Origin of the sequence: Acetobacter musti (genome assembly GCF_011516835.1) — a bacterium.
Lineage (GTDB): Bacteria > Pseudomonadota > Alphaproteobacteria > Acetobacterales > Acetobacteraceae > Acetobacter > Acetobacter musti.
Map to the genome: position 1 here is coordinate 98520 of NZ_WOTB01000009.1, position 11781 is coordinate 110300.

Here is an 11781-nt window from a genome sequence, read left to right on the forward strand (position 1 = left end):
CCTCCTTTAAATTGTAAAGATGTTTCTGGTGGAGATTTTTTCGGAAAGATTCAGAGGTATGTCGCCTTCTGGAAAAGGCGACATACCGAAACTTTTATTGTTTTTTATCAGAGATTTATCGTGGGGTGTTCTTTGGGGCCGGCCGGAATGAAAATCGTCTCCTCACAACGGCGCGGGCACTCTTGGCGACCTTGCGGTCTGTTCGGTCCAGCCGCCGCCGAGAGCGCGATAGAACGTTACCAGATTCTCATAACGCGCGACCTGGACGCCGACCTGTGACTGTTGCGCCTGCAGGAGATTACGCTGGGAATCGAGTGTATTGAGGTAAGAGTCCGTGCCGGCCTGATAACGCATTTTTGCAAGACGATAAGCATCGGCGGACGATTTCACCAGGTCATCCATGCGCTGTCCCTGATCGAGATAGGTCGAACGGGCGACAAGGGTATCGGACACTTCCCTGAAAGCGGTCTGGATGGCTTTTTCATAAGCCGCGACTTTCTGATCCCGTATGGCCTTTGTGACCTCCAGGTTTCCCCGGTTCTGGCCCCAGGTGAAGATCGGGATGCTGATGTTGGGTTGCAGACCCCAGGTCGTCGCGGGAGCGGTAAACAGTCTGTGGAACAGCAGACTGCTGACGCCATCCGTGGCGGTGAGCGTGACTTTCGGGAAGAAGGCGGCCCGCGCGGCGCCGATATTGGCGTTGGCGGAGAGAAGGTCGTGTTCCGCCGAAATGATATCCGGGCGGCGGAACAGCAGATCGGACGGAAGTCCGGCGGGGACGTTGGCCATGAGCGTCTGTTCGCCGAGCGGACGCGGTGGCGGCAGGTTTGCGGGGATCGGCGCGCCGATCAGCAGGGTGATTGCGTTCTCATCCTGAGCGACGAGACGGACCTGCTGGGCACGAAGCTGGGCGGCCTGATCCACCTGGGTTTCGGCCTGCCGCAGGGTCAGCATGTTTTCTTCGCCGTTATCATAACGCAGGCGGATCAGACGGAGATTGTCTGAGAGGTTATCCGTTGCATCGGAGGCGATCCGGAGAAGCTCGCGGTCGCCGAGCCAGGCGATATAGGCGTTGGCGACCTGCGATACGACGCTGATTCTGACGGCGCGGGCGTTCGCGACTTCCTTCAGCGCCGCTTCGGCGGAGGCTTTCGAAAGGCTGCGGATACGTCCGAACAGATCGATCTCGTAAGATGAGAAACCGATGCCGGCACTGTAGTAACGGAAAGTGGAGATCGATTCTCCCACGCCTGGAGCAAAGCTGAAACCGGCGGTCTGAGAGGGCTGCATATACATGGCCCCGCCGGTGGCGCCGATGGCCGGGAACAGCGACGCGTGCTGCACATCGTACTGTGCGGCGGCCTGGGCGACGCCGGCGGCGGCTGTCCGCAGATCACGGTTTTCCTTCATGGCGATCGCGATCAGGGCTCTGAGGCGCGGATCGGTGAAGAAATCGATCCAGCCGAGATCGGAAGCCGGTGTCTGAAGGGTTTTTCCTTCGGTCTTTGCCTCGGTTTTCGGTTCCTGCGGATATGCCGGGGCTACCGGCGCTTTCGGGCGATGGTAGACCGGGGCCATCGTGCAGGCGGAAAGCAGTGCTGCCGCGAGGGGGATTGCCGCGATTTTCCGGGCTCTCCGATGGACAGTGGAGAGGTCGTTCATCAGTGGGTCTCCGGAGACGCCGCAACCGGCGTGGCAGTTTCTTCCCGCTCACTGGTCCGCTTTACGCGGAACAGGCGAAGAACGAGGACAAAGAACAGGGGCACGAAGTAGATCGCGAGGAAGGTGGCGGTCAGCATGCCGCCGACGACGGCCGTTCCGATTGCCTGCCGGGCGGCGGAGCCGGCGCCGGAGGCGATGGCCAGCGGGAACACGCCGAGCACGAACGCAATCGAGGTCATCAGGATGGGGCGCAGGCGTTCCCGTCCGGCGTTCAGCACGGCGTCTTCCAGGGACTGGCCGTTCTCGAAATTCGCTTTCGCGAATTCGACGATCAGGATGGCGTTTTTCACGGCGAGACCGACGGTGGTGAGGAGGCCGACCTGGAAATAGACGTCGTTATCCATGCTGCGCCACAGCGTTGAGGCGATCGCCCCGAGAACGCCGAGCGGGATCACCAGCAGCACCGCCATCGGGATGGCCCAGCTTTCGTAAAGTGCAGCCAGGCACAGCAGAATGACGATTGCCGAAAGGGCGTAGAGGGAACCGGTGGAGGAGCCGGCGGCCATCTGTTCGAAGGACAGGCCGGTCCATTCGTAACCGATGCCGGATGGCAGGGTCGCGAGGATCTCCTTAATGGCGTTGATGGCGTCTCCGGAGCTGTACCCGGCGGATGGCTGACCGAGGATTTCAAAGGCGTTCAGCCCGTTATAATCCTCGACTTTCTGCGGGCCGACGATCCAGGTTCCGGTTGCGATGGCATTGAACGGCACCATTGTTCCCGTGGCGTTGCGCAGATACCAGGCGCTGAGATTTTCCGGCACCATGCGGGAGGGCGGCGTTCCCTGGATGTAGACCTGTTTCACGCGGTCATCGCGCATGAACTGGTTGACGTAGATCGAACCCAGGGCGCCTTCGATGAGCGTGTTGATATCCGCCACGGAGACACCGAGCGCATTGGCTTTTTCCCGGTCGATGTCGAGATGGTATTGCGGGGCGTCTTCCATGCCGTTTGGGCGGACGGCCATGAGGCGCTTGTCCTGCGCGGCTTTCATCAGCACCATGTTGCGGGCTTCGAGAAGCTTCGCGTGGCCGACATGGCCGCGATCCTCAAGCTCCAGATCGAAGCCGGATGCGTTACCGAGTTCGAGCACGGCTGGCGGATTGATGGCGAAGATCTGGGCTTCCGGGTCGCCCCAGAAATGCATCATGATACGGGTAGCGATGGACTGCACGTCCTGACCCGCGGATGTGCGCATGTCCCAGTCCTTCAGTTTGATGAAGAACGCGCCGGCGTTCTGTCCCTGGCCGGCGAAGTTGAAGCCGTTCATGACGAAGACGGATTCGACGTTTTTGCTTTCGGTTTTAAGGACGTAATCAGAGACTTTCTGCGTGACCTTCGATGTCTGCTCCATCGTGGCGCCTGGCGGCATGGTGACCTGGCCGAAGATCAGGCCCTGATCCTCGTTCGGCAGGAAGCCGCCGGGAAGGCGCATGAACAGGAACACTGTGACGCCCACGATGGCGGCGAAACCGAGCAGGGCCAGCACGCGATGGCCGACCATCAGATGCACGCCTGACAGATAGCCTTTCGTGAGACGGTGGAAGCTCCGGTTGAACCAGCCGGGGAAACCTTTTGTTTTTTCATGCTGGCCGGGTTTGAGCATGGTCGCGCACAGGGCGGGCGTCATGACCATGGCGACCAGAACGGAGAGCCACATCGCCGAGCAGATGGTGATGGAGAACTGGCGGTAGATCACGCCGGTCGAACCGCTGAAGGCGGCCATGGGCAGGAACACGGCGGTCAGCACGAGAACGATGCCGATCAGCGCGCCGGAGATTTCATCCATCGACACGCGGGCGGCTTCTTTCGGAGAGAGGTTTTTCTCCGTCATGACGCGCTCGACGTTTTCGACCACGACGATGGCGTCATCGACCAGCAGGCCGACCGCGAGCACCATGGCCAGCATGGTCAGCGTGTTGATGGAGAAGCCGAGGGCCGACAGGACGCCGAATGTGCCGAGCAGCACAACCGGAACCGCGATGGTCGGGATCAGGGTCGCACGGAAATTCTGCAGGAAGACCAGCATGACGAGGAAGACGAGGCCGATGGCTTCGGCCAGTGTGATGACGACTTCCTTGATCGACAGCACGATGAACGGCTCGGTATCGAGCGGATAGACCGTCTTCAGACCGGGTGGATAGAATTTCTCGAGCTGGGCGATTTCCGCCCGGACGGCGGCTTCTGTTGTGAGCTGGTTCGCGCCGGGGGTCAGTTTCAGCGCCATGCCGACGGAGGGTTTGCCGTTATAGACGGCGTTGTAATTGTAGCTCTGCGCGCCGAGTTCGACACGCGCCACGTCTCCGATCCGGACCTGCGAACCGTTCTGCTGAACTTTCAGCAGAATTTTACGGAATTCCTCCGGTGAGGAGAGACGCGTCGGGCCGACGATGGTCGCGTCGAGCCGTGTTCCTTCGTTCGCCGGCAGGCCGCCGAGTTCGCCGGAGGACACCTGCAGGTTCTGGGTCTGGATCGCGGCCTGCACGTCTCCGACCGTCAGCGAATATTTGTAGAGCTTTTGCGGATCGAGCCAGATCCGCATGGCGTATTCGGAGCCGAACAGCGTGTGATCGCCAACACCGGAGACGCGGGACAGCGGGTCCGAGATGTTGGAGGCCACGTAATCCGCGACGTCCTGGGCGCTCATCGAGTTGTCGGTTGAGATCAGCGCAATCACCATCATGAAGTTTTTGACGGCTTTTGCGACGGTGATGCCCTGCGAGGTGACTTCCGTCGGCAGTCTGGGCTGGGCCAGCTGCAGTTTGTTCTGCACCTGGACCTGCGCGATGTCGGGGTTCGTTCCCTGCGCGAAGGTCAGGTCGATTTCCATCTGGCCTGACGCATAGGACTGAGCCGAGATGTATTCGAGATGATCCAGTCCGAACATCTGCTGGAGGATGGGTCGCACGACGGTATTGTTCACCGTCTCCGCGGACGCGCCGGGATAAGTCACGGTGAGGGCGACCTGAGGCGGGGCGATCGACGGGTACTGTGCGATCGGCATGCTGAAGATGGCGACGCCGCCCACGAGCATGATGATGAGCCCGATCACCCATGCGAAGACGGGCCGGTCAATGAAAAAACGTGACATGCCGGTTTACTTTTTCTCTTCTGGTGAGGAGCCGCTGTCGAACGGGACCGGTGTCACCTTGTCGCCGGGATGGACTTTCAGCAGGCCGACCACGATGACGCGGTCGCCGGGCTTCAGGCCGCTGCTGACGATCCAGTCGCTGCCGCGTGTGGCGGTTGTGGTGATGGCCCGGAGCGCGACCTTGTTGTCCGCGTCCAGGGCGAGCACCTGCGGGTCGCCGTGGGTATTGCGGGTGACGGCCTGCTGCGGGACGAGGAGCGCGTTCGGGTCGATGCCCTCATCCAGGGTTGCGTGGACATACATGCCGGGCAGCAGAAGCTTTTTCGGATTCGGGAAAACGGCGCGGACGACGACGGTGGCTGTTGCCTCATCGACGTTGACCTCGCTGAACTCCATTTTGCCGGGCAGTTCGTAGGTCGAGCCGTCTTCCATCTGGAGCGAGACCGGCACGGTGTTGTCGGGATTGACGTGAATCCGTCCTGACGCGACTTCCCGGCGGAAGCGCAGCAGCGAGACGGCGGGGAGGTTCACGTCGACATAGATCGGGTCCAGCCGGGTGATGACGGCGAGGTTTCCGGTCTGGCCGGACGTGGCCAGGGCGCCGACGGTGAGCAGGGAGCGGCCGATGCGGCCGGAGATCGGCGCGTTGACTTTCGTGTAGCGCAGATTGACGGCGGCGGCTTCGACCTGACCCTTTGCGATCAGGATCTGCGCGTCGGCCGATTTCGCGGCGGCCAGGGCGTCATCATATTCCTGTTTGCTGACAGCGTGAGCCTTTACAAGCGGGCTATAGCGTTCGAGCTTTGCTCTCGCGGTGGCGGCGTTGGCCTGCGCCTGGGCGAGCTGTCCGCTGGCGCTGTCATAGACCGCCTGATAAGTGCTCGGATCGATCTGGTAGAGCTGCTGTCCGGCGACGACATCGGCGCCTTCTGTGAAGAGGCGCTTCTGGACAACGCCTGTCACCTGGGGGCGAACCATGGCGATCTCGAATGCTTCGAGGCGTCCGGGGAGCTGCGTGCTGACATGCACGGGCTGCGTCTGCATGGTGACGATCTGCACCTGTTGCGGAGGCGGTGCGCCGCCCTGCTGGGTGGATTTTTTTCCGCAGCCGCTGAGGGCAAGAAGACTCACAGCCGAAACAAGTATGGCTGTGGCTGGAAGACGAAAGGGCCTGTTCACGCGTGCATCCTGCCGACCGAAAAGACATGGGTATGAGGCGTATGCCAGCTCTGCGACGCCGGCCGGAGAAAAATCCGGGGACGGAGCTGGCATGCCGAGAAACAAAACTATATAGTTTCCGAACCCAAGATCAAGATGGGACAGACGGGACGTGAAAAACGACACCGGACGGAAAAACGAGCGGACACACAGCCGGCAGACGCCGCGCTGTTCGTCCCCGCGCGGCCCCGGCCGTCCGCCGGAAATGGAAGAGTGCGAACGCCGGCGGCGGATTCTGAACTCCGCATGCGAAATTCTTCAGGCGCATGGGTATCACGCCGCGTCCATGGACAAGGTCGCGCACTGCTCGGGCATGTCCAAGAGAACGCTGTATCAGCTCTATCCTTCAAAGCAGGATCTTTTTCTCTCGCTGATCGGGGCGAGACTTTTCTGTCTTCCCTCACCTGTCGAGCCGGTGGCGGAGACGCCGGAGGAAGAACTGGCCGGTCTGCTCTCCGGTGTTGCGAAATGGCTGTTATGTCCGGATCAGATCGAACTGATCCGCGCCATCATCGCCGAGACGCCGGAAGCGCCGGACATTACCGAGATCATGCTCAATCTGAAAAAGGGCGGTGAGACCAACATCTTTAACCGCTGGCTGCGCGATTACTGTGTCGCTTCCGGTCATCCGGAGGCGGATATCAGCGGGCTGAGCCGCCATCTGTTCGGGATGACGATTGGCGAACTGATGCTGAACGGGCTTATCGGCGCGGATGAATATATGACGCCTGACGCCATCGGACATTTTCTCTCCTCCGGGGCACGGCTTTTTCTTGCCGGGCTCAGGGCCGGGTGGGAAAGCGACGCCGGAGACGCCGGAGGGAAAGCCGCTCCGTCTCCCTGAACGGCGCTCTGCATCCTGTTGCCGGACATTGTCAGAATGCCGGGGCGGAGTGCATCTGTATCTTCATCAAAGCGGTTTCTGCCCCGACGGGATTTGCCGCGTCCCGTACCATTGCGAAATGAGTGCCGGTTTTGCGTCGATTTCCTGCCATTCTTCTGGGAGCTGCCGTTGTGACGACAGCTCTGACCGCCGTTGCCTTTCTGACGGCGGGTCACATCGATCTTTCTTCTTTCGCCACACGTCGTCTGGCCGCCGCGACGGGACGCAGCGTTCGGATCGGTTCGCTGCATGTTACGCCCGGTCGCTGGATAACGGTCGAACTCGACGACGCGCATCTGGGCAATGTCAGAAATGGCAGTCGTCCGGACATGATTTCGGTCGGGCATCTGCATACTCAGGTCAGACTTACTTCTCTGCTGTGGGGGCCGGTGGAAACGCGCGACCTGGTGCTGACCGGATTTTCGGGACTGTTCGAGCGGACGCCGGATCATACGCCAAACTGGCGTTTTGGCGCGTCGGAGCCTCGCAAGGCTCAGGCGGCAGCGCCTGACCAGACATGGTTTCCGGGTCTTCGGCAGGCCACGATTCGCGACAGCGAGGTCGTTTACCGGACAGCGCGGGGCCACAGCTACCAGGTCGGTCTTAATGACGTTACGTTCACCTCCGCAAACGACGACGCGCCACTGCTGATGAGCGTGACCGGCTCATATAATACGACGCCTGTTGCGATTATGGCGCGCATGCAGTCGATTTCACTGCTGCGTGTGGCCGGAACGCCATATGGCACGGCGATTCACGCCACATCCGGGGATCTGACGCTCGATCTGGAAAGCACCATTACCGACCTGCTCGATTTTGACGGTGTGGCGGGAAAGCTCACGCTGCGGACGCCGAGTTCGGCGCCGCTGATGGCGTTCGCGGGCGAGCCGGCTTCCGACTTTGCCATGGCGCTGGGTCTGGACGGACATTTTGTCCATCGCGGGAATCTATGGTCGCTCGATCATACGACGGGGCATCTGGGCGGCAATCAGATCACGGACGCGGATGTTGTCTTTACCGAAGGCGCGAAGGGGGCGCCTGACCAGATCGGCGGGAACGTGAACTTCGCGGCCATTGATCTGAACGGACTGACTGGTGGCGGGCCATCGACGCAGCGGCACGCGGATATTTCACTGGCTGTCCCGGCGAAGCCGGACCCGGTCATTGATGTCCGTCTCGGCGCGAAACAGGTTTCTTATAATGACAGGACATTTTCGGATGTTTCGGTCGTGGTGACGCAGGGACCTGGCCGAATTGATGTGAAATCCCTTTCGCTGGCCTGGCTCGGTGCGCGGCTGCATGCGTCCGGGAGTCTGGCCGCGGCGGAGAACGGCACGAATCTTCGTGCCGCGGTTGATATGTCGGGGGCCGATATTGACCGGTTCCGGCGTCAGGCCGGACTGGCTGAGATTCCGATCAGCGGTCAGCTCAGTTTTCACGCGACGGCGGCGGCGGACAATATTCATACGCTCGATGAAGCGGAACAGGTGGCCGATCTCACGGCGGCGGTGGGCATGGACAGCGGGGCGATTTCCCGCAGGGTCATTGCGATGGCGTCGACGGATGTCAGCCTTCTGGTACGCAACGAGTCCGGGATGGCGCCAGTCTCCTGCCTGCTCGGCGTTCTGACGATGCGTCACGGCATGGGAACCGTGGTGCCGCTGAGGGTGAATTCGGCGGCGGGGACGGTGATCGGGGCAGCGCTATTCGATCTGAACCGCAAATGGTTCGATCTTGCATTCCAGAGCAGGGCGCCCGGTTTTTTCGCGCTCGATGTTCCGATCCGGGTGAGTGGCAGCTTCAGTCATCCCGGGTTCGGACTGGCGGGCTGGTCGGCGAAGGGGCGCGATCTTCTGAAGAATGCCCGGGCTGTCAGCACATTGCCGGCCGGAATCGCAGATTTCGCCCCCGGAAAGGCGTGTCTTCGCATTACCTTATAAGGAGGCGTTCCGTTCGGCTGGACTCCTGCTGTTGACGGGGATGGCTCTCATCCGCAATAACCCTCCCTTCCCTGCTTCTTACGGCAGGACCTCGTGATTTGTATGGCCGGCTTGCGGCGAGGATAAAGAACCGCGCTAAAGAGGCACTGGCAGGCGGACCGCGCCTTCCAAGGTTTCCACGGTCGACGACCCGTGCGCGGGGCGGCAGTGATCCGCTTTCTCTGTCTGTCTCGCGCGATGGATTAAGGACAGAACCGAGACCGCGATGACAGACAAGACAGAAAACCCGTCCGATACTTCCGCTTCGTCCGGATGGCGTACCGCGACCCGGCTGCTTCATGCCGGTGTGGAACGCACGCCGTATGGGGAGACGAGCGAGGCCCTCTTTCTAACTTCCGGCTTTGTCTATGACAGTGCCGAGCAGGCGGCCGCGACGTTTACGGGCGATGCGGTTCATTATCAGTATTCCCGCTTTGGCAACCCGACGGTGGACGCGCTGCAGCGTCGTCTCGCTGATCTGGAAGGCGCGGAATCCTGTATCGCGACCTCGACGGGCATGGGAGCGGTCTCGTCGGCCCTTCTGGCGCTGGTCAGAGCCGGAGATCGCGTCGTGGCGTCCCGCGCGCTGTTCGGCTCGTGTCACTGGATCATTGCGAATCTGCTTCCGCAATATGGGGTGGAGACCATTTTCGTCGATGGTGGCGATCCGGATGCGTGGGGAGCGGCGCTCAGCAGGCCGACTGCGGCGGTGCTTCTGGAGAGTCCGTCCAATCCGATGCTCGATGTGCTCGATATCGCGGCCATCTCGGAACGCGCGCATGCGGCGGGTGCGATCGTGATCGTGGATAACGCGTTTGCCTCGCCGGTTTATCAGAAGCCTCTGGCGCTGGGCGCGGATGTCGTCGTGTATTCCTGCACGAAGCATATCGATGGCCAGGGCCGTGTGCTGGGCGGCGCGATTCTCGGGCGGGCGGACTGGCTCAATGAAGTGGTGCTCCCGTTCACCCGTAACACCGGAAATGCCCTGTCGCCCTTCAATGCCTGGGTCATGCTTAAAAGCCTTGAGACGCTGCCGCTGCGCGTGGACGCGATGACGCGCAACGCGGCTGCCGTTGCGGACTGGCTGGCCGATGCGCCGGGGATTGTCGGTGTGCGGTATCCGGGCCGGAGCGATCATCCGCAGCATGACATTGCGAAACGGCAGATGAGCGGGTTCGGCTCGCTGGTGGCGTTCGAGGTTGCGGGCGGACAGGCGGGGGCTTTTGCTTTCCTTGACGCATTGCGGGTGATCCTGATCTCCAATAATCTTGGTGATGCGCGCTCACTCGCGACCCATCCCGCGACGACGACACACATGAAGATTGGTCCGGAAGAGCGTGCCCGTCTGGGAATCTCGGATGGTGCCATCAGGCTGTCGGTCGGTCTGGAAGACGCCGCGGATCTGACTGAGGATCTCGCCAGGGGTGTTGCGGCTCTGAAGTCTCGTGGCTTCGGAGCGGGCTGACGTTCCGGAATATGTTGCCAGTCCGTGCCGACTCAGGGCTCACCGGCGTGGATGCTGTTTTTTTTTGAGCCCGTCGTCCGTCCCGACGATCCGGTCAGGCCAGTGGTCTGACCGGATTTCGTTCCGGTTAATCAGAGGGGGTAGAGCCCGCAATGTCCTCCAGGCCGCCAATGCCGCCGAAACTTTTCATGGACCCGGAAGCCGCGCTGAGCGAGGCGATCGCGGCGCTTCCGGCGTATGAGGACACGACGGAGGGCGTGCGGGTCATTGTGCGTGCGTTCTGGCTCGACGACCAGTCGCAGCCGGAGGAGCATAATTACTGCTGGGGCTACAGAATCCGCATTGAGAACCACAGCGACAGAACGGTGCAGCTGCTTGAGCGCTCGTGGGAAATTATTGACGCGCAGGGGCAGGTCGAGCGGGTCCGGGGGGACGGCGTGATCGGCGAGCAGCCGGTGATCGAGGCAGGGTCCGGCTTTGAATACACGTCCGGTGCGTCACTCGACACGCCGAGCGGCATCATGCGCGGGCTTTACCGGATGATCGAGGAACCGACCGGGCGTCTCTTCGATGTCCGCATTCCGCCGTTCAGCCTGGACAGCCCTTACCATTCCGGTCTGGTGCACTGAGTTTTCCGGTTTTCGCTGCTTCCGGGCCAGCCGTGGCGCGGTGTATCCACATAACTGTTTGAAAAAGAGACTCCCGTGATGAGCAATTCGTCCTCTCCGAAGGATCTGCGGTCCCCGGTATCACGTCCGTCCCGGCAGGAAGCCGAGGAGGCTGTCCGCGTTCTTCTGCGCTGGGCGGGGGAAGATCCCGGACGGGAGGGTCTGCTGGACACGCCGTCCCGCGTCGCGCGGGCCTACGAGGAATTTTTTGAGGGCTATCACATCAGTCCTGAAGAGCTGCTTGCGCGGACATTCGCGGAAGTTGAGGATTATGACGAGATTGTCCTGCTTCGCGATATCCGGTTCGAGAGCCACTGCGAGCATCATATGGCGCCGATCATCGGTCGTGCGCATGTGGCTTATCTTCCGCGCCGGCGGGTGGTGGGGATTTCAAAACTGGCGCGGGTGGTTGAGGCCTATGCGCGGCGGTTTCAGATTCAGGAGCGTCTGACCGCGCAGATTGCCAACACGATCGATGCGGTTCTGGAGCCGCATGGAACAGCGGTGATTCTGGAGGCGGGTCATCAGTGCATGACGACGCGGGGGGTCCATCGTCCGGGGGTGTCGATGGTGACGAGCCGTATGCTCGGGGTGTTTCGGGAAAATTCGGATACCCGGCGGGAGCTGATGGCGATGCTTAACCGCCCGACGATTGGCGAACTTTCCGCCTGAGTGCAAGGGAAAGTCTTCCGGATTTGAGGCTTTAACCCGGAAGACTTTTCAGCCGGATCTGATTCCGGATTTTATGGACAGCAGG

At 61.3% G+C, this 11781-nt stretch carries 8 protein-coding genes and 1 riboswitch; of the genes, 5 read left to right on the top strand and 3 right to left on the bottom strand.

Annotated features, from left to right (window positions below; genetic code table 11):
- Window positions 1-162: 162 nt before the first annotated feature.
- Genes GOB93_RS08710 through GOB93_RS08720 form a run of 3 tightly spaced genes read right to left on the bottom strand, consistent with a single transcriptional unit; the run spans window position 163 to window position 5990 of the window.
- Window positions 163-1662 carry an efflux transporter outer membrane subunit gene (locus GOB93_RS08710; protein WP_173583108.1) on the bottom strand — a complete coding sequence of 500 codons (1500 nt, stop codon included), beginning with the start codon at window positions 1660-1662 and terminating at the stop codon, window positions 163-165.
- On the bottom strand, window positions 1662-4811 hold the full coding sequence (locus GOB93_RS08715; protein ID WP_173583109.1) for an efflux RND transporter permease subunit: 3150 nt from the start codon (window positions 4809-4811) through the stop codon (window positions 1662-1664). The genes GOB93_RS08710 and GOB93_RS08715 overlap by 1 nt, the downstream gene beginning before the upstream one ends.
- Window positions 4812-4817: 6 nt before the next feature.
- Window positions 4818-5990: an efflux RND transporter periplasmic adaptor subunit gene (locus tag GOB93_RS08720; RefSeq protein WP_338422326.1), complete on the bottom strand. Its 1173-nt coding sequence runs from the start codon at window positions 5988-5990 to the stop codon at window positions 4818-4820.
- A gap of 151 nt (window positions 5991-6141) precedes the next feature.
- Between GOB93_RS08720 and GOB93_RS08725 the strand changes: the two genes are divergently transcribed.
- The 5 genes from GOB93_RS08725 (at window position 6142) to folE (ending at window position 11696) form a co-directional block, all read left to right on the top strand.
- Window positions 6142-6873 (top strand): TetR/AcrR family transcriptional regulator, encoded by a 732-nt coding sequence (locus GOB93_RS08725; RefSeq protein ID WP_338422327.1) that lies wholly within the window; start codon window positions 6142-6144, stop codon window positions 6871-6873.
- A 170-nt stretch (window positions 6874-7043) separates the two neighbouring features.
- Window positions 7044-8852 (top strand): AsmA family protein, encoded by a 1809-nt coding sequence (locus GOB93_RS08730; RefSeq protein ID WP_338422328.1) that lies wholly within the window; start codon window positions 7044-7046, stop codon window positions 8850-8852.
- 80 nt (window positions 8853-8932) lie between these two features.
- Window positions 8933-9012: riboswitch (SAM riboswitch) on the top strand.
- A 105-nt stretch (window positions 9013-9117) separates the two neighbouring features.
- Entirely contained in the window at window positions 9118-10356 is a 1239-nt protein-coding gene (gene metZ, locus GOB93_RS08735) for an O-succinylhomoserine sulfhydrylase (RefSeq protein WP_173583112.1), read from the top strand.
- 170 nt (window positions 10357-10526) lie between these two features.
- Window positions 10527-10985, top strand: a complete 459-nt coding sequence (apaG, locus tag GOB93_RS08740; protein WP_242010645.1) for a Co2+/Mg2+ efflux protein ApaG — start codon at window positions 10527-10529, stop codon at window positions 10983-10985.
- Window positions 10986-11063: 78 nt separating this feature from the next.
- On the top strand, window positions 11064-11696 hold the full coding sequence (gene folE / locus GOB93_RS08745) for a GTP cyclohydrolase I FolE (RefSeq protein WP_173583114.1): 633 nt from the start codon (window positions 11064-11066) through the stop codon (window positions 11694-11696).
- Window positions 11697-11781 lie beyond the last annotated feature (85 nt).